This is a genomic window from Paraburkholderia antibiotica (assembly GCF_012927125.1).
GTDB classification, from domain to species: domain Bacteria; phylum Pseudomonadota; class Gammaproteobacteria; order Burkholderiales; family Burkholderiaceae; genus Paraburkholderia; species Paraburkholderia antibiotica.
Genome location: NZ_JABBFZ010000015.1, coordinates 161,895 through 180,564, shown reverse-complemented (window position 1 = coordinate 180,564; position 18,670 = coordinate 161,895). Strand labels below are relative to the sequence as shown.

The 18,670-nt window shown below is 66.4% G+C and carries 17 protein-coding genes and 1 pseudogene; 16 read left to right on the top strand and 2 right to left on the bottom strand.

Translation table 11 applies throughout. The features are described 5' to 3' along the window. Positions 1-253: 253 nt before the first annotated feature. The 16 genes and pseudogenes from HHL14_RS22980 (at position 254) to pyrF (ending at position 17,450) form a co-directional block, all read left to right on the top strand. On the top strand, positions 254-2,428 hold the full coding sequence (locus HHL14_RS22980; RefSeq protein ID WP_169499901.1) for a ribonuclease catalytic domain-containing protein: 2,175 nt from the start codon (positions 254-256) through the stop codon (positions 2,426-2,428). Then, positions 2,425-3,291: a shikimate dehydrogenase gene (gene aroE / locus HHL14_RS22975; protein WP_169499900.1), complete on the top strand. Its 867-nt coding sequence runs from the start codon at positions 2,425-2,427 to the stop codon at positions 3,289-3,291. Before HHL14_RS22980 ends, aroE begins: the two co-directional genes overlap by 4 nt. 7 nt (positions 3,292-3,298) lie before the next feature. After that, positions 3,299-4,033: a monofunctional biosynthetic peptidoglycan transglycosylase gene (gene mtgA / locus HHL14_RS22970; protein ID WP_169499899.1), complete on the top strand. Its 735-nt coding sequence runs from the start codon at positions 3,299-3,301 to the stop codon at positions 4,031-4,033. Between the two features lie 357 nt (positions 4,034-4,390). Continuing rightward, positions 4,391-4,910 (top strand): annotated as a pseudogene (locus HHL14_RS22965) (DUF2778 domain-containing protein). After that, positions 4,891-5,190, top strand: coding sequence for a hypothetical protein (locus HHL14_RS22960; RefSeq protein WP_169499898.1), 300 nt, complete (start codon positions 4,891-4,893; stop codon positions 5,188-5,190). Before HHL14_RS22965 ends, HHL14_RS22960 begins: the two are co-directional and overlap by 20 nt. Positions 5,191-5,571: 381 nt before the next feature. Next, on the top strand, positions 5,572-6,579 hold the full coding sequence (locus HHL14_RS22955) for an IclR family transcriptional regulator (protein ID WP_169499897.1): 1,008 nt from the start codon (positions 5,572-5,574) through the stop codon (positions 6,577-6,579). Further along, the gene (locus tag HHL14_RS22950; RefSeq protein ID WP_169499896.1) at positions 6,576-7,790 is read left to right on the top strand and encodes a 2-dehydro-3-deoxygalactonokinase; all 1,215 of its coding nucleotides are present in this window, start codon (positions 6,576-6,578) and stop codon (positions 7,788-7,790) included. Before HHL14_RS22955 ends, HHL14_RS22950 begins: the two co-directional genes overlap by 4 nt. Before the next feature lie 82 nt (positions 7,791-7,872). Next, entirely contained in the window at positions 7,873-8,553 is a 681-nt protein-coding gene (locus HHL14_RS22945) for a 2-dehydro-3-deoxy-6-phosphogalactonate aldolase (protein ID WP_169499895.1), read from the top strand. After that, positions 8,550-9,338 carry an SDR family oxidoreductase gene (locus HHL14_RS22940; RefSeq protein ID WP_169499894.1) on the top strand — a complete coding sequence of 263 codons (789 nt, stop codon included), beginning with the start codon at positions 8,550-8,552 and terminating at the stop codon, positions 9,336-9,338. The genes HHL14_RS22945 and HHL14_RS22940 overlap by 4 nt, the downstream gene beginning before the upstream one ends. Before the next feature lie 157 nt (positions 9,339-9,495). Continuing rightward, entirely contained in the window at positions 9,496-10,494 is a 999-nt protein-coding gene (locus HHL14_RS22935) for an arabinose ABC transporter substrate-binding protein (protein ID WP_169499893.1), read from the top strand. A 205-nt stretch (positions 10,495-10,699) separates the two neighbouring features. Then, positions 10,700-12,250 carry an L-arabinose ABC transporter ATP-binding protein AraG gene (gene araG / locus HHL14_RS22930; RefSeq protein ID WP_169499892.1) on the top strand — a complete coding sequence of 517 codons (1,551 nt, stop codon included), beginning with the start codon at positions 10,700-10,702 and terminating at the stop codon, positions 12,248-12,250. Between the two features lie 54 nt (positions 12,251-12,304). Beyond that, positions 12,305-13,321 (top strand): L-arabinose ABC transporter permease AraH, encoded by a 1,017-nt coding sequence (gene araH, locus HHL14_RS22925; protein ID WP_169499891.1) that lies wholly within the window; start codon positions 12,305-12,307, stop codon positions 13,319-13,321. Between the two features lie 50 nt (positions 13,322-13,371). Further along, a complete protein-coding gene (locus HHL14_RS22920) occupies positions 13,372-14,172 on the top strand; it encodes an SDR family NAD(P)-dependent oxidoreductase (protein WP_169499890.1) in 801 nt (266 codons plus the stop codon). Next, positions 14,169-15,098: an SMP-30/gluconolactonase/LRE family protein gene (locus HHL14_RS22915; protein ID WP_169499889.1), complete on the top strand. Its 930-nt coding sequence runs from the start codon at positions 14,169-14,171 to the stop codon at positions 15,096-15,098. Before HHL14_RS22920 ends, HHL14_RS22915 begins: the two co-directional genes overlap by 4 nt. A gap of 223 nt (positions 15,099-15,321) precedes the next feature. After that, positions 15,322-16,383, top strand: a complete 1,062-nt coding sequence (locus HHL14_RS22910; RefSeq protein WP_169499888.1) for an aldose 1-epimerase — start codon at positions 15,322-15,324, stop codon at positions 16,381-16,383. Between the two features lie 251 nt (positions 16,384-16,634). Beyond that, a complete protein-coding gene (gene pyrF, locus HHL14_RS22905) occupies positions 16,635-17,450 on the top strand; it encodes an orotidine-5'-phosphate decarboxylase (protein WP_169499887.1) in 816 nt (271 codons plus the stop codon). Here the strand turns inward: pyrF and HHL14_RS22900 are convergent. Both HHL14_RS22900 and HHL14_RS22895 read right to left on the bottom strand, forming a co-directional pair. After that, positions 17,434-18,000: a cupin domain-containing protein gene (locus HHL14_RS22900; RefSeq protein WP_169499886.1), complete on the bottom strand. Its 567-nt coding sequence runs from the start codon at positions 17,998-18,000 to the stop codon at positions 17,434-17,436. The two genes, pyrF and HHL14_RS22900, sit on opposite strands and share 17 nt — an antisense overlap. Before the next feature lie 84 nt (positions 18,001-18,084). Continuing rightward, a complete protein-coding gene (locus HHL14_RS22895; RefSeq protein ID WP_085487820.1) occupies positions 18,085-18,585 on the bottom strand; it encodes a CinA family protein in 501 nt (166 codons plus the stop codon). Positions 18,586-18,670: the final 85 nt, after the last annotated feature.

Genomic DNA, 18,670 nt, shown 5'->3' with positions numbered 1-18,670 from the left:
CCACCAGGCAGGCGCGAAAGCGCGCACCGTCCGCATCCAGCGGCTCGCGCGGTTTCCATGCCCAGGATTCAGGTGCCCGAGCGGCAGCGAGGTCGATCGGCCTCATGGCTGCCGCTCTGGCCATTCAACCCGCCGGCGTGCTTTGCGCGTCGCGGCTTCATATTACGAACACGTTGCCGTGCCGCGCACGCAGTGATCGATCGCTAAAGCGATTGGGCGCGCCGGCAGATGCAAGTCAGAACGAGAGTATTGAGTGAACGTTTTCTTCGAGGAATCGGGCAGTTTCAAGGCTGGCGGCGTGCTGTCGCGCCAGGGCGACGCGTTTCAGGTCGAGTTGCCGGGCGGGCGGCGCGCGAAAGTGCGCGCGAAGGATGTGCTGATCGAATTCGACAAGCCGAGCGCCGCGGAATTGATGCAGCAGGCCGACGCGTTGGCGCAGGAGATCGATCTCGACTTCCTGTGGGAATGCGCGCCTGACGACGAATTCCCGTTCGCGACGCTCGGCGCCGAGTATTTCGGCGAGGGTTTCGGCGCGACCGAGCGCGCGGCGCTGGTGCTGCGCATGCACGGCTCGCCGGTCTACTTCCGCCGCAAGGGCCGCGGCATGTATCAGCGCGCGCCGGAAGAGCAACTGAAGATGGCGCTCGCGGGCCTCGAGCGCAAACGCCAGCAGGCGCTGGTGCAGGCGCAGTACGAGGAAGAACTGAAGCAAGGCCGTCTGCCGGAAGCGTTCGCGGGCAGCAAGGCGCTCGCGCTGCTGACGAAGCCGGACAAGAACACGATCGAATACAAGGCGCTCGAAGGCGCCGCCGCCGCGCGCGGCATTTCGCAGGCGCGGCTGATGCTCGAGTGCGGCGCGATCGCGTCGCCGCGCGCGCTGCACGAGGCGAAATTCCTGTCCGAGTTCTTCCCGCACGGCACCGGTTTTCCGCCGGTCGCGGCCGCGAACGTGCCCGACGATCTGCCGCAGGCCGACGTCCAGGCGTTCTCGATCGACGACGTCACCACCACCGAAATCGACGACGCGTTCTCGGTCGAGCATCTGGGCGACGGCCGCGTGCGCATCGGCGTGCACATCGCCGCGCCGGCGCTCGGCATCCAGCGCGGCGACGACGTCGACGCGATCGCGCGTGCGCGTTTGTCCACCGTCTATATGCCGGGCGACAAGATCACGATGCTGCCCGACAGCGTCGTCGAAACCTTTACGCTCGGCGAGGGCGACTATCGCCCGGCGCTGTCGCTGTATGTGATCGTCAATCGCGAGACGCAGGAGATCGTCGCGAGCGAAACGCGCGCCGAGCGCGTGTTCGTGAAGAGCAACCTGCGTCACAACACGCTCGACGAAATCGTCACCGAAGAGGCGCTCGCCGAAGGTACGGGCGAGTACCCGCACAAGGACGACATCGCGGTGCTGTGGCCGTTCGCGCAGGCGCTGTTCGAACGGCGCCAGACCGCGCGCGCCGGTTACGGCCTGCGCCGCGAAGTGCAGCGCAATACCGACTACAACTTCTACGTCGACGGCGAGCACATCACGATCACGCCGCGCCGCCGCGGCTCGCCGCTCGACACGATCGTCGCCGAACTGGCGATTCTCGCGAACTCGTCGTGGGGCGCGTTCCTGCACGATCACGGCGTGCCGGGCATCTACCGCACACAGCGCGCGTTCGGCGCGCCGAGCGGCCCGAAACGCACGCGCATGCAGACCAACGCGGCACCGCACGAAGGCCTCGGCGTCACGCAGTACGCGTGGAGCACGTCGCCGCTGCGCCGTTATGTCGACCTCGTGAACCAGTGGCAGCTGATCGCGTGCGTGCAGCATGGCGTGACCGCGAAGCTCGCCGCGCCGTTCAAGCCGAAGGACGCCGATCTGTTCGCGGTCGTGCAGGGCTTCGACGACACCTACACCGCGTACGCCGACTACCAGCGCCGCATGGAGTACTTCTGGTGTCTGCGCTGGCTCAAGCAGGAAGACCGCAAGCAGGTGGTGGCGTCGGTGGTGAAGGGCGATCTGGTGCGGCTCGAGGAGATTCCGCTGCTGCTGCACGTGCCGGGCCTCGGCGTGCATGCGCGGGGCACGCGTTTACAGATGGAAGTGATGTCGATCGATGAACTGACGATCGAAGCGTCGGTGCGTCTGCTGCACGTGCTCGATGCGCCGACCGTGACGAGCGGCGCCGAAGCCGAAGAAGCGGAAGACGACAGCGACGAAGAACTGCTCGACGCCGCCGACGACAGCGCCGCCAGCGAAGCCGAGGCCGAAGCCGAAGCCGAAGCCGAAGCGAGCGCGGACACTGCCGCGGACACCCCGGCGGACACCGCAGCCGACACCGCAGCCGACACCGACCCGGCCAACCCCGGCGACGCTTCCACCCCAGCAAACGGCGAAACCAGCGACGCCGACCAGCACATCACGGAGCCGGGACGATGAGCGGCAACGAAGCGCGCGACCGTTATGCGGTCATCGGCAATCCGGTCGGCCATAGCAAGTCGCCGTTCATCCATGGCCGCTTCGCCGCGCAAACCGGCGAGCCGGTCGACTACGGTCATCTGCTCGCGCCGGTCGACGCGTTCGTGCCGCACGTGCGCGCATTCATCGAAGCGGGCGGGCGCGGCCTGAACGTGACCGTGCCGTTCAAGCTCGACGCGCACGCGTTCGCGACCACGCTGTCGCCGCGCGCGGCGGCGGCCGGCGCGGTGAACACGTTGCGGGTGGACGCCGACGGCGGCATCTACGGCGACAACACCGACGGTTTCGGCCTCGTGCGCGATATCGAAGTGAATCTCGGCGTGCCGTTGAAGGGCGCGCGGATCCTGCTGCTCGGCGCGGGCGGCGCCGCGCGCGGCGTGGTGCTGCCGATGCTCGACCGCGCACCGCATACGCTGACCATCGTCAATCGCACGGCGGAGAAAGCCGAGGCGCTGGTCGCGCAGTTCGCGCAGGCCGCGAGCGACGCGCACTGCCGTCTCGCCGGCGGCAGCGCCCGCGCGATCGAGGCGGGCCAGTACGACGTGATCGTCAACGCGACCGCCGGCAGTCTCGACGCGTCGCTGCCCGAATGCGACGACCGCGCGTTCGGCACCGGCACGTTGGCCTATGACATGATGTACGGCGCGCATCCGACAGTCTTCATGACACACGCGGCGGGTCTCGGCGCGCGCGGCGCCGACGGCCTCGGCATGCTGGTCGAGCAGGCCGCCGAATCGTTCTACGTGTGGCGCGGCGTGCGTCCGGACGGCGCGCCGGTGCTCGCCGAACTGCGCGCGCTGCTGAGCGCGCCGTCGCCGGCCTGAGCACACGATGACGGCGACGCGGCACGCCAGCGCTTCGCGCGGCCACACGAGCCCGCTGCGCTGGCTCGCGTGGCTGATCGCGGTGCTGATGATCGCGTGGCTCGCGACTCAGGCGTACTACTTCGCGCAGATCGCGATCTGGAACGTCGTCAATCCGCGCTCGACCGCGTTCATGCGCTCGGACGCGTGGACGCTCGCGCAGGATCGGCCGGATCTGTCGGTGCAGCGCGCGTGGGTGCCGTATGACCAGATTTCGCACAATCTGAAGCGCGCGATCATCGCGTCCGAAGACGCCAACTTCGTCAACAACAACGGCTACGAAACCGACGCGATCCTGCAGGCGTGGGAGCGCAACAAGTCGAAGGGCAAGATCGTGCGCGGCGGCTCGACGATCACCCAGCAGCTCGCGCGCAATCTGTTCCTGTCGCGCGAGAAAAGCTACATCCGCAAGGGTCAGGAGCTGATCATCACGTGGATGCTCGAAACGCTGATGGACAAGCAGCGCATCTTCGAGATCTATCTGAACTCGGTCGAATGGGGCAACGGCGTGTACGGCGCCGAGGCGGCCGCGCAGTACTACTACAAGACCTCGGCGAGCAAGCTGTCCGCCGCGCAGGCGGCGCGCCTCGCGGTGATGCTGCCGCGCCCCAAATATTTCGACGAACACCGGAATTCGGCGTATCTCGCGCAACGCGCGCGGGTGATCGCGCGTCGCATGGGCGCGGCTGAGTTGCCCGACTGAGCGCGGTTGCACCGCTAGCGTTCAACCGCCTGAAGCCTCGCTTTTTCCGCAGTTTTCACGAGCATGAAGCCCGCCGCGTGCGGGCTTTTTTGCGTCGGCGCATGCCGTGCTGGTCGGCGCGATGCCATCGGTCGGATCTTTCCCTTGGTGCCCTGGCTTTAGGAGTCCGCTGATTGCACCGTGCGTGCGGTTTGCCATACCGTGAAGGCTCTCGTTCACTTATGACTCATTCGACAGGAACGTAATGACATTTGCGATGTGCCGCGAAATCGTAACCGCGCTACTCGGTGCGTGTGATGGCGAGGTCGGCGAGCGCGTCGCGATCTTTCAGCGCTCGCAACAGGAGGTGAAATAGCGATGCCGTACTTCGGCAAATTTCTCGTGAATAACGAGCCGTTGTCGCCGTTGACTATTTATGGAATCGGGACATTTAACGCGTATTCGGGTAGTGACGAGTATCGCAACCGGGGAGGTTGCACTGCGGTTCCAGACGATGGTCCACTTCCCGCGGGCAAATACTGGATCGTAGATCGCCCTACGGGGCGGCATCCGTTCCAAAGCTATCGCAGGTGCAAAAGACGTCTGGAATGCCTTCAACGGCAGACCATCTCACCACAATGAATGGTTCGCGCTGTATCGGGACGATGGCAGGGTTGACGATGTCACATGGGTGAATGGCGTGCAGCGCGGGCAGTTCCGTTTGCATCCCGCAAGCGGACGTGGTGTCTCGCTCGGCTGCATTACTCTGGCGAGTCATCGCGATTTCTCGACAATCCGGGAAAGCTTTCTACATACCACTACCATCCCGGTAGTTGGTTCGAACCTTCGGGCGTACGGAACCATCGAGGTCATCACGTATGGCAACACTTGCCCGTAGGTTATCCAGGCTAGCGCTGTTTATCGGCCTGTTGCTTCTTTCCATTCGCTATGTCCACACGTATCCCGATCCGATGCCGGCAGGCCAGCAACACATCTTATGGAAGATATCCCGCTGGCTCGGTGTCCGTGATCCGGATGATGTCTACATTCCGGCCATGGCGGTTATCGAATTGATCGTCGCCATTGTGGTGTATCGGGCGATCATGAAGTTATGGCGATACTTTCGCCGTGCCGCGTATAGACAGGATGAGCATGCCCCGTCAGGTCCGAAGCATTGAGACCGCAGGAAACGAAGGCCCGCAAATGCGGGCCTTCCTCATTTCCGCCCACGTCGCAGCAGCATCCAATGCTCCCCGCCGCCTTGCCGCTAACCCCCTGATCGGCAACTAAAATCTCACTATATGGACTCAACATTCACATATTGGTGATTTAAAAAAGTCGCCCTACAATCCAAGCCAACACGCAGCGCGTGTCATGCAGGCGCAGCCTGCCGACCACGCGAATCGCGACATAAAAAACCGGAGACGAGGCCCATCATGTCTGGCAGTCATAGACAGCCGCGCGAGCGCGGTATCGCAAGCAGTCCTGCCGAACGCAGTTCCGAGTTCCTCTCCGGCCCCGCGCGCTAAGCGCAAAAATCCATCCGAAAGCGAATCGCCATGAACAAAGCGATGCCTACTCACGCCGTCAGCGCGGCCGAGACTGCCCAGATGCCGAACGTTGTGCCGAATGCCGCACCGACATCCGCGACGAGCGCCGTCCCCACCAGTGCCGCCGCCAGCGCGACCGCGACCGCGCGGGCATCGCGTCCGGTCACGCGCGCGCCGGGCGTCGAAGGACTTGGGTTGCCGGTCACGCTGCGCGATATCACGCCGCAGCAGGCCGGCACGCAGACGCTGCTGCGCGGCCTCGCGATTCTCGAAGCGGCCGCCGCCGGCGTGCGCGATCTGCGCAGTTTCGGCGCCGCGCTCGGCACGACCCGCAGCACCACGCATCGCCTCGTCAGCAGCCTCGTGCAGGCGCGCTATCTGCGCCAGGTGCAGGGCGGCTATCTGCTCGGGCCGAAGCTGATCGAACTCGGCACCATCGCGCTCGAACAGATGCCGCTGACCGCGGTGGCGCGCCCGCATCTGGAGTCGCTCGCCGAGCAGACGCTCGACACGATCCACCTCGGCGTGCGCGACGGCGACGACGTGCTGTACATCGACAAGATCCCCGGCACGCGCGGCCTCGAAATGCGCTCGCGCGTCGGTCACCGGATGCCGCTCGCGTCGACCGGCATCGGCAAGGCGATGATGCTCGACCTCGCGCCGGACGCGTGGCAGTCGCTGTTCGACGCGTCGCGGCGCGCGCTTGCGGGCGTCAGCTTCACGCCCGACAACCGTCCCGACGCGCCGACCTTCATGCAGCGCATGACGAACTACGCGGCCGGCGGCTACACCTTCGATCTGGAAGAGAACGAAGCGGCGATCCGCTGCGTCGCGGCGCCGGTGCGCGACGCGTCGGGCGCGATCGTCGCGGCGCTGTCGGTCGCCAGCACGATTCCGTACATGCCGCTCGAACGGATGGACGAACTGATCGCGGTCGTGCAGCGCGAGGCGCGCGCGATCTCGGAGGAACTCGGTTGGCGCGCTCCGCAACCGGCTGCCCGCAGGATCAAACGATGAAACAAGCGGGCACCGCCACGCCGGCGAATCACGCAGCGGCCGCCGCTACCGAAGCGGGCCTGAACACGGACGCGGCCAACGCCGCCGTCACGACCTCTAATGCCGCTAACGCCGCGCCGGCCGGCATCGATTTTTCGCGCGCCGCGCTGATCGCGCTCGACTGGGGCACGACCTCGTTGCGCGCGTATCTGTTCGACGCGCACGGCCAGGTGCTGGCGATGCGCGCATCGACGGCGGGCATCATGAATCTGCCGAAGAGCGCGGCCGAAGGCGGCTTCGACGCGGCCTTCGACGACGCCTGCGGCGCATGGCTCGAGCAGGCGCGCGACGTGCCGGTGATCGCCGCGGGGATGGTCGGCAGCGCGCAGGGTTGGCGCGAGGCGCCGTACGTCGATACGCCCGCCAACGCCGACGCGCTCGTGGCCGGCATCGTGCGCGTGCAGGCCGCTTGCGGCGCAACGCTGCATATCGTGCCGGGGGTGCTGCAACGCGGCGAGCTGCCCAACGTGATGCGCGGCGAGGAGACGCAGATTTTCGGCGCGCTCGGCGCGGGGGCGCGGGATCTGAATGGCGCGACTGGTGCGAGCGGCGCGAATGGTGCCGGCAGTGCTCGCGGCAACGGCACCGCCCACGCCACGAACAGCGCCAACGTGCCCGACGACGGCAGCCGTTCGCTGATCGGCCTGCCCGGCACGCACGCGAAATGGGCGGTTGTGCAGGCGGGGCGCATCGAGCGTTTTCATACCTTCATGACGGGCGAGGTGTTCGCCGCGCTGCGCGAGCACACGATCCTCGGCCGCACGATGGTCACGCCCGATCGTCCGGATACCGAAGCATTTCTGCGCGGCGTGAATATCGCGCGCGAAAGGGGCCACGCAGGCATGCTCGCGACCGTGTTCAGCACGCGCACGCTCGGCCTGACCGGACAGCTGTCGGGCGAAGCGCAGTCCGACTATCTGTCGGGACTATTGATCGGTCACGAACTGGCCGGTCTCGAAGCGGTGCTCGCGCAGCAGGGCAGCTCGCTCGCGCAGCAGAGTCTGCAGTTGATCGGTAACGACGCGCTGTGCGAGCGCTACCGTCTCGCGCTCGCGCAATTCGGCTGTCTGCGCGCGGAGCCGGTCAAACACGCGACCGAGCGCGGCCTGTGGCGCGTCGCGGTCGAAGCGGGACTCGTCGCGCCGCCCGCTCACGCGGCACGCGCCGGCTAACCCGCACGCGGCCCTTACCGAACGCCCCGCGAAGCCTGCGACGCACACGACGCCTACGACGCACACGAACCAAGGAACCGACATGCAACCTCACATCAATCTGCCCGCACCGTACATGCCGCACGCGGGGCTGATCGCCGCGTTCGAAACCTGTCCGCTGATCGCGATCCTGCGCGGCGTGACGCCCGCCGATGCGGCCGATCACGGTCAGGCGCTCTACGAAGCCGGCTTTCGCATCGTCGAGGTGCCGCTCAATTCGCCGCAGCCGTTCGACAGCATCGCGGCGATCCGCAAGGTGCTGCCGGCGGATGCGATCGTCGGCGCGGGCACGGTGCTGCATCCGACCTTCATCGACGACGTGAAGTCGGCGGGCGGCGAGCTGGTGGTGATGCCGCATAGCGACCCGGACGTCGTGATCGCGGCGAAGCAGCGGGGCCTCGCGTGCGCGCCCGGCGTCGCGACGCCGACCGAAGCGTTCGTCGCGCTGAAGAACGGCGCGGACGTGCTGAAGATGTTCCCCGCCGAGCAGCTCGGCTGCCAGGTCGTGAAAGCGTGGCGCGCGGTGATCGCGGCGCAGGTGCCGCTGGTGCCGGTCGGCGGCATCAATCCGGACAACATGGGGCCGTTCCTGTCGGCCGGCGCGAACGGTTTCGGGCTCGGCTCGGCGCTGTACAAGCCGGGGCAGAGCGCGGCCGTGACCGCCTCGCATGCGAAGGCGTTCATCAACGGTCTGCGGATTGCCCGCGCGGGCGCGAAGAAATGAACCGGCTCGCCGGCAAGGCCGCTCTTGTCACTGGCGCCGGGCGCGGCATCGGCGCGGCGATCGCGCTCGCGTTCGCACGCGAAGGCGCGGCGGTGGTGCTGGCGGAACTCGACGTCGACGCGGCGCGCCGTACCGCCGCGCAGATCGAATCGCAACTCGCGGCACAAGGTGGCGCGCGCGTGCTCGCGGTGCAAACCGACGTGACCCAGGCCGCGTCGGTGCAACACGCGGTGAGCGAGGGCGAACGCGCATTCGGCGCGCTCGACGTGCTCGTCAACAACGCGGGCATCAACGTGTTCTGCGATCCGCTGACGATGACCGACGCCGACTGGCGGCGCTGCTTCGCGGTCGATCTCGACGGCGTGTGGAACGGCTGTCGCGCGGTGCTGCCGGGGATGGTCGAGCGCGGCGCGGGCAGCATCGTGAACATCGCGTCGACGCACGCGTTCAAGATCATTCCGGGCTGCTTTCCGTACCCGGTCGCGAAGCACGGCGTGATCGGCCTCACGCGCGCGCTCGGCATCGAGTACGCGCCGCGCAACGTGCGCGTGAACGCGATCGCGCCGGGCTACATCGAGACGCAGTTGACGCACGACTGGTGGAACGAGCAGCCCGACCCGGCCGCCGCGCAACAGGCGACGCTCGCGCTGCAGCCGATGAAGCGCATCGGCCGCCCGGAGGAGGTGGCGATGACCGCGGTGTTCCTCGCATCGGACGAGGCGCCGTTCATCAACGCGAGCTGTATCACCGTCGATGGTGGGCGCTCGGCGCTGTATCACGACTGAATTTAAGTGGCGGCGCAAGCGCTCGCGCCGCCTGAAAAAAAGCGCCAGCACAGGTGCGCACAGAACACCGGACGACGCGCTGGCCGCGTGTGTCAGACCGGTATAAGAAGACGCGGCCGATACCTTCTCGTTATCAATTAGTCAGGAGACTTGCATCATGAAACGCAGAATTTTCCTCACGCTGGCAGCCGCGGCGACGGGCGTGCTGTTCAACGCGCCGGTCGTGCAGGCAGCCGATTCGGTCAAGATCGGCTTCCTCGTCAAGCAGCCGGAAGAGCCCTGGTTCCAGGACGAATGGAAGTTCGCCGAAATGGCCGCCAAGGAGAAGGGCTTCACGCTCGTGAAGATCGGCGCGCCGTCGGGCGAGAAGGTGATGAGCGCAATCGACAACCTCGCCGCGCAGAAGGCGCAGGGCTTCGTGATCTGCACGCCCGACGTCAAGCTCGGGCCGGGCATCGTCGCGAAGGCGAAGGCCGACGGCCTGAAGATGATGACGGTCGACGATCGCCTCGTCGACGGCGCGGGCAAGCCGATCGAGTCGGTCCCGCATATGGGCATCTCGGCGTACAACATCGGCAAGCAGGTCGGCGACGGCATCGCGGCCGAAATCAAGAAGCGCGGCTGGGACATGAAGGACGTCGGCGCGATCGACGTGACCTACGAGCAGCTGCCGACCGCGCATGACCGCACCACCGGCGCGACCGACGCGCTCGTCGCCGCGGGCTTCCCGAAGGCGAACATCATCGCTGCGCCGCAGGCGAAGACCGACACCGAAAACGCGTTCAACGCGGCCAACATCGCGCTGACCAAGAACCCGCAGTACAAGCACTGGGTCGCTTACGCGCTGAACGACGAAGGCGTGCTCGGCGCGGTGCGCGCGGCGGAAGGTCGTGGCTTCAAGGCCGACAACATGATCGGCATCGGTATCGGCGGATCGGACTCGGCGTTGAACGAGTTCAAGAAGCCGCAGCCGACGGGTTTCTACGGCACCGTGATCATCAGCCCGAAGCGTCACGGCGAGGAAACCTCGGAACTGATGTACGCATGGATCACGCAAGGCAAGGAACCGCCGAAGCTCACGCTGACGAGCGGCATGCTGGCCACGCGCGACAACGTCGGCGAAGTGCGCGAGAAGATGGGCCTCGCGTCGAAGTAAGCGCGTGAGCTCGCGGTGAGCTGACGTACGCCGCCGGCGCGTGGAGTTCGCGACGCGCCGGCGACGGCACATAGAAGACCAGCAGTAGAACTGCGGTAGAGACAGGGACTGCGCGCGCGAGGCGCGGCCCCTACGAGGCAGCAAGAAATTGCATGAGACTGGACGACGCGCTCACCCGCGGGCTCCGGTCGTGAGAGGAGGCGACGTGTCAGCGACGCTACGTTTTGACAATATCGGCAAAGTCTTTCCAGGCGTGCGTGCGCTCGACGGTGTGTCGTTCGACGTCAACGTCGGCCAGGTACACGGCCTGATGGGCGAGAACGGTGCGGGAAAATCGACGCTGCTGAAAATTCTCGGCGGCGAATATCAGCCGGATTCGGGCCGCATGATGATCGACGGCAACGAGGTGCGCTTTGCGAGCGCGGCCGCGTCGATCGGTGCCGGCATCGCGGTGATTCACCAGGAACTGCAGTACGTGCCCGACCTCACGGTCGCGGAGAATCTGCTGCTCGGCCAACTGCCCAATGCGCTCGGCTGGGTCAACAAGCGCGAGGCGAAACGCTTCGTGCGCGAGCGGCTCGAAGCGATGGGCGTCGCGCTCGACCCGAACGCGAAGCTGCGCAAGCTGTCGATCGCGCAGCGGCAGATGGTCGAAATCTGCAAGGCGCTGCTGCGCAACGCGCGCGTGATCGCGCTCGACGAACCGACCAGTTCGCTGTCGCATCGCGAGACCGAGGTGCTGTTCAAGCTGGTGCGCGATCTGCGCGCCGACAACCGCGCGATGATCTACATCTCGCACCGCATGGACGAGATCTACGAGCTGTGCGACGCGTGCACGATCTTCCGCGACGGCCGCAAGGTCGCCTCGCATCCGACGCTCGAAGGGGTGTCGCGCGATACGATTGTCAGCGAGATGGTCGGGCGGGAAATTTCGGATATCTACAGTTATTCGGCGCGGCCGCTCGGCGAGGTGCGCTTCGCGGCGAAGGCGATCGAAGGTCATCCGCTCGCGCAGCCGGCGAGCTTCGAGGTGCGGCGCGGCGAGATCGTCGGCTTCTTCGGGCTGGTCGGCGCGGGCCGCAGCGAACTCATGCATCTGGTGTACGGCGCCGAGCACAGAAAGGGCGGCGAACTCGTGCTCGACGGCCAGCCGATCAAGGTGCGCAGCGCGGGCGAAGCGATTAAACACGGCATCGTGCTGTGCCCGGAAGATCGCAAGGAAGAGGGCATCGTCGCGATGGCGACGGTCGCGGAGAACATCAACATCAGTTGCCGGCGTCACTATCTGCGCGCGGGCATGTTCCTCGACCGCAAGAAGGAAGCGGAAACCGCCGACCGTTTCATCAAGCTGCTGAAGATCAAGACGCCGAGCCGCCGCCAGAAGATTCGCTTCCTGTCGGGCGGCAACCAGCAGAAGGCGATCCTGTCGCGCTGGCTCGCCGAGCCCGATCTGAAGGTCGTGATTCTCGACGAACCGACGCGCGGCATCGACGTCGGCGCGAAGCACGAGATCTACAACGTGATCTATCAGCTTGCCGAACGCGGCTGCGCGATCGTGATGATTTCGTCGGAACTGCCGGAAGTGCTCGGCGTGTCCGACCGCATCGTCGTGATGCGCCAGGGCCGCATTTCCGGCGAGCTCGCGCGCAAGGACGCGAACGAGCAGGCGGTGCTGAGTCTCGCGCTGCCGCAAAGCTCGACCGCGTTGCCCGAACCGGCGAACGCCGCCAACCAGAGCGGCTCGCACGCGGCCTGAACCTTATCCGGACGCAAGTCCGCAACCCGTGGGGAACGGGGAGGAGTATTGAACATGCAAGCCAGAGAAAACCTCGCGCAGCAGGCCGCCAAGAGCGCGGCCGACGCGCTGATTCCGCAGACCAGCGACAAGGCCAAATGGTGGCAGCAGATCACCGAGTACAGCCTGATCGTGATCTTCGTCGTGATGTTCGTCACGATGTCGCTGACCGTCGACCATTTCTTCTCGATCGAGAACATGCTCGGCCTCGCGCTGTCGATCTCGCAGATCGGCATGGTCGCGTGCACGATGATGTTCTGTCTCGCGTCGCGCGACTTCGATCTGTCGGTCGGCTCGACCGTCGCGTTTGCCGGCGTGCTGTGCGCGATGGTGCTCAACGCGACCGGCAACACCTTCATCGCGATCGTCGCGGCGGTCGCGGCCGGCGCGGTGATCGGCTTCGTCAACGGCGCGGTGATCGCGTATCTGCGCATCAACGCGCTGATCACCACGCTCGCGACGATGGAAATCGTGCGCGGCCTCGGCTTTATCGTGTCGCATGGGCAGGCGGTCGGCGTGTCGTCGGATACGTTCATCGCGTTGGGCGGACTGACGATGTTCGGCGTGTCGCTGCCGATCTGGGTCACGCTGCTCTGCTTCATCGTCTTCGGCGTGATGCTGAACCAGACCGTGTACGGCCGTAACACGCTCGCGATCGGCGGCAATCCGGAAGCGTCGCGGCTTGCCGGTATCAATGTGGAACGCACGCGGGTGTGGATCTTCCTGATCCAGGGCGCCGTCACCGCGCTGGCCGGCGTGATTCTCGCGTCGCGTATCACGTCGGGTCAGCCGAATGCCGCCGAAGGCTTCGAGCTGAACGTGATCTCCGCGTGCGTGCTCGGCGGCGTGTCGCTGCTCGGCGGACGCGCGACGATCTCCGGCGTGGTGATCGGCGTGCTGATCATGGGCACGGTCGAGAACGTGATGAACCTGCTGAACATCGACGCGTTCTACCAGTACCTCGTGCGCGGCGCGATCCTGCTCGCGGCCGTGTTGCTCGACCAACTGAAAAATCGCGGTTCGCGCGACTGATTCGCTGCCACCTCATCCCAAGCTCATCAAGCCTATAAAGGAATCGAACGATGTCGTCTCCGGCCAATGCAAACGCCCGCCTCGCGGACACCGCGTACGCGCGCTATCCGAGCCTCGTCGACCGCACGGTGCTGATCACGGGCGGCGCGACCGGCATCGGCGCATCGTTCGTCGAGCACTTCGCGGCGCAGGGCGCGCGCGTCGCGTTCTTCGATATCGACGCGAGCGCCGGTGAAGCGCTCGCCGACCAGTTCGGCGATTCGAAGCACAAGCCGCTCTTTCTCGCCTGCGATCTGGCCGACGTCGACGCGCTGCAAAAAGCGATCGCCGACGTGAAGGCGGCGCTCGGCCCGATCCAGGTGCTCGTCAACAACGCGGCGAACGACAAGCGTCACCAGATTGGCGACGTGACGCGCGAATCGTTCGATGCGGGCATCGCGGTCAACATCCGCCACCAGTTCTTCGCGGCCCAGGCGGTGATGGAAGACATGAAGGCTGCGCGTAGCGGCTCGATCATCAACCTCGGCTCGATCAGCTGGATGCTGAAGAACGGCGGCTATCCGGTGTACGTGATGTCGAAGTCGGCGGTGCAGGGGCTCACGCGCGGTCTCGCGCGCGACCTCGGCCACTTCGACATCCGCGTCAATACGTTGGTGCCGGGCTGGGTGATGACGGAAAAGCAGAAGCGTCTGTGGCTCGATGACAACGGCCGTCGCCAGATCAAGGAAGGCCAGTGCATCGACGCGGAACTAATGCCGGAAGACCTCGCGCGGATGGCGCTCTTCCTCGCCGCTGACGACAGCCGCATGATCACCGCGCAGGACATCGTCGTCGATGGAGGCTGGGCGTGAGTGGCGGCGCACGCGTGCAGGCGGCGACGCTCTTGCTCGACGCGAAGTGCGAGCTTGGCGAAGGCGCGACCTGGTGCGCGAAGAGCGGTCGCTTCTACTGGACCGACATCGAGGGCGAGCGACTGTGGCGCTACGATCCGGCCGACGGCCGCAGCGATTCGTTCGAGATGCCCGAGCGGCTCGCGACCTTCGCGCTGTGCGCGAATCCGCGCTATCTGCTGGTCGGCCTCGCGTCGCATTTCGCGTTCTTCGATTTCGACACCGGTAAAACGCAGCGGATCGTCGACGTCGAGCCCGGTATGAATACGCGCGTGAACGACGGGCGCTGCGATCGTCAGGGGCGCTTCGTGTTCGGCACCAAGGACGAAAGCGGCCAGTTGCAAAAGGTCGCCGGTTTTTATCGGCTGAATCACGATCTGTCGCTCGAACGCTTGCCGTTGCCGGCGCCGGCGATTTCGAACAGTATCGCTTTCAGCCCCGACGGCGCGACGCTGTATTACTGCGATTCGCCGTCGCGTGAAATTCGCGCGTGCGACTATCGCGCGGACGGCGGTATCGCGAACGACCGCGTGTTCACGCGCCTGACCGATGCGACCGGCATTCCCGACGGCTCGACCGTCGACGCCGACGGCGGTCTGTGGAACGCGCAGTGGGGCGGCGCGCGGGTGGTGCGCTACGGCGCCGACGGCGTGGAAACCGAGCGCATCGACGTGCCGACCTCGCAGCCGAGCTGCGTCGCGTTCGGCGGTCCGCCGAGCGGGCTCGCGGCGGGTAGCCCGCAGCTCGACACGCTGTACATCACGAGCGCGTACGCCGAGCTCGATGCGGTGGACCGCGCGGCCGACACGCTCGCGGGCGGCATCTTCGTCGCGACGCTCGCGCGGCGCGGCATGCCCGAGCCGCTGTTTCAAGGCGCGCCCATCTAGCGCAGAATGACGCAGCTCCGGCCGCGCGCCGGGGCTCGCAATCGTGCAGGTGAAGCAGAAGTCGATGTGGCAGTTCCGGTACGCGATCCTTCAAGTGACCCGCGGCCGGCCGGCAACGAATCGGCAGCATGCAGTTCGGACCAGAGGCGACTCCGTCAGAAAGTCGCCCGCACTATCCGTCAGCCCTGACGGCAACGTCCCAAGCCTCTCGATGGAGCCAGATATGACTGTTGCGAATCTCGTTTCAGCCTCGTCCCAGAACGCCCAGACCCGACGCTCGCGACTTGCCGCGGCGGCCAATCCGGTATTGCCCGGCCCGAGCACGTCGGCGGTGGCGCTCGGCGAGGGCAGCGCCGGCGATATCGCGTGCATCACGCTCGCCAACGCGCAACTGCGTCTCGACGTCGCGCCGACGCTCGGCGGCGGCGTGACCCGCTTCGACTGGCGCAACGACGGCGCGCTGACGCCGATCTTCCGGCGCTGCCGTCACATCGCTGCCGACACGCAGCCGAACCAGCTCGCCTGCTACCCGCTGTTGCCGTATTCGAACCGGATCGGCGGCGGGCATTTCAGCGTCGCCGGGCGGCGCGTCGAGGTGCCGCGCAACCGCGCCGACGAGCCGCTGCCGATTCACGGCGACGGCTGGCTCGCGCAATGGCAGGTGGCCGAGACCGGCCGCGAGCACGTGCGGCTGACGCTCGATCGCCGCGACGGCAAGCCGTACGCGTTCCGCGCGACGCAAACCTATACGCTCGACGGCCCGACGCTCGTCGTCGCGCTCGAAATCGAAAACGCCGGCCGCGAGACGCTGCCGTTCGGGCTCGGCGTGCATCCGTTCTTCGTACGCGACGCGGATACCGAGCTGTCGGCGGCGGCGGGCGGCCTGTGGCTGTCCGGCGACGACTGGCTGCCGGTGCGCCACGTGCCGGCGCCGCCCGCGTGGCAGTTCGGCGTCGCGTATCCGCTGCCGGAGACGATCGTCAATCACGCGTTCACCGGCTGGAGCGGGCAGGCGGCGGTGGTGTGGCCGAAGCGGCGGTTGTCGCTGAACATCTCGGCGGATACCGATTACTACGTGCTGTACACGCCGCCCGGCGAAGACTTCTTCTGCTTCGAGCCGGTCGATCATCCGATCAACGCGATGAATCTGGCGGGCGGTGCGAGCGAAAACGGCATGACGCTGCTCAAGCGCGGCGAGCGGCTGACGCGCACGTTCCGCTTCACCGTCGAGCGCACAGGTTTGCGGTCGATGCCGGGGGCGCGTGGGGCGCGGCGTCGGCAGTAGGGGGGGCGGTCGCGGCGGTGTGATTTCGGCGCCGTGACGGCTGTCGCGGGCGCATGGTTGCGGTGGGACTGGGGCGCTGGCGACACGCGTCCTGGCACACGCAGGTGGTTGCGGCGGGTGGGCCGTGCTGTCGCCTCGGCCGACAGGGGATGTTTTGTCCCGCCTTGCCCCGCCCGATGCGATCGGAAGGCGCGCCGGACGCAGGTAAAATACGCGCCTCTTCCGATTACCGGCTCGCCGCGAGACTCACCATGTCCAATTTCATCCAGACACTCAACGACGCCTGGCAGCGCACCAACTCGCTGCTGTGCGTTGGCCTCGATCCCGAGCCCAGCAAATTCCCCGGCGCGCTCGCCGGCCGCGCCGATGCGATCTTCGAGTTCTGCCGCACGATCGTCGATGCAACCGCGCCGTACGCGTCGTCGTTCAAGCCGCAGATCGCGTACTTCGCCGCGCATCGCGCGGAAGACCAGCTCGAGCAGCTGATCGCGCACATTCACGCGAACCATCCGGGCCTGCCGGTGATCCTCGACGCGAAGCGCGGCGACATCGGCAGCACCGCCGAGCAGTACGCGCGCGAGGCGTTCGAGCGCTACCAGGCCGACGCGGTGACGGTCAATCCGTACATGGGTTTCGATTCGATCGAGCCGTATCTGGCGCATCAAGGCAAGGGCGTGATCGTGCTGTGCCGCACGTCGAACGCGGGCGGATCGGACCTGCAGTTTCTGGAGACGGGCGGTCGGCCGCTGTATCAGGTCGTCGCGCAACTGGCGGCCGACAAGTGGAACGCGAGCGGCCAGCTTGGGCTCGTGGTTGGCGCGACGTTCCCGAAGGAGATCGAAGTGGTGCGTGGGATCGTCGGCGATATGCCGCTGCTGATTCCGGGCATCGGCGCACAAGGCGGCGACGTGCAGGCGACCGTGAACGCGGGCCGGACCGCGAACGGCACCGGCATGCTGATCAATTCGTCGCGCGCGATCATCTACGCGGGCAAGGGCGACGATTTCGCGCAGGCGGCCGCACAGGCCGCGAAGGACACGCGCGATCGGATCAACGCGTTTCGTTGAGATGGCGGGCGGCTTGCGCCGACCGCCAGGCCGCTGGCGCAAGCCGTCCAATCAGCTCCGCGTGCATTGGATATCGCGCTTTCAGCGCCTCGATATCCGCGAGTTCGAACTCGCTGAATTCAAACCCCGGCGCAACCGTGCAGCCGACCAGCGCGAACGTGACGGAGTCTTCGCATTCCGCCGCGAACCACAAGCCCGCCGGCACGACCGCCTGATACACGCTGCCGGGATCGGTGAGCGGATTGCCGAGCCGATGCGTGACCAGCGCGCCGCTCGCGTCGTCGAGCACGTGGACCAGCAGCGGCGCGCCCGCATAGAAATGCCAGACCTCGTCGGAGCGAATCCGATGCCACGCCGAATGCGCGCCGTCGCATAGCAGGTAGTAGATCGCGGTCGACGCCGAACGCCGGTTGTCGGGCATGGCCGCATCACCGTCGCGCAGCACGCGTGCGCTCGAGCGATAGGTCTCCGCGAAAAATCCGCCTTCAGGATGCGGCTTCAGATCGAAGCGGCGGATCAGTTCGTCCGCGGTCGCACGCGAATCAGACATAAGTCCACCTGTTCAAAATTGCCGGCCAGCCCGTCGCCGTTGCCGCGCCGCTGCGCCGTTGTTCCGCGCGTGCGGCGGCCGCGCTCAATGCTCGCGCTCGTCGAGCAGCGCGAGCACGCCGCGCAACGCATGCGCGGCGGCCTGCACGCGAATCTGCTCGCGATCGCCCTTGAAAATCTTCGTTTCCACCGACGTATGCAGCCGGTTGCTCCAGCCGAACGACACCATGCCGACCGGCTTGGTCTCGGTGCCGCCGCCGGGGCCGGCGACGCCGGTGATCGACAGCGACACCTGCGCGCGGCTATTGCGCAGCGCGCCTTCGGCCATCGCGCGCGCAACCGGTTCGCTGACCGCACCGTGCTTCTCGATCAAATCGGCCGGCACGCCGATCATTTCGCTTTTCGCCTGGTTCGAGTACGTGACGAAGCCGCGCTCGAACCAGCCGCTGCTGCCGGAAATGTCGGTAATCGCTGTCGCGACCATGCCGCCCGTGCAGGATTCGGCGGTCACGAGCATCAGGCGCTCGTCGCGCAGACGGTTGCTCACGCGGATCGCAAGCTGATGAACGACGGAATCGGTAGGCATGGCGTCAATCAGTCCGGAAAACGAAGCCGGCCGTGAGGCGCGGCGAATGGCGATGGCTGGTAGTGAAAATGGGCTAACAGTACGG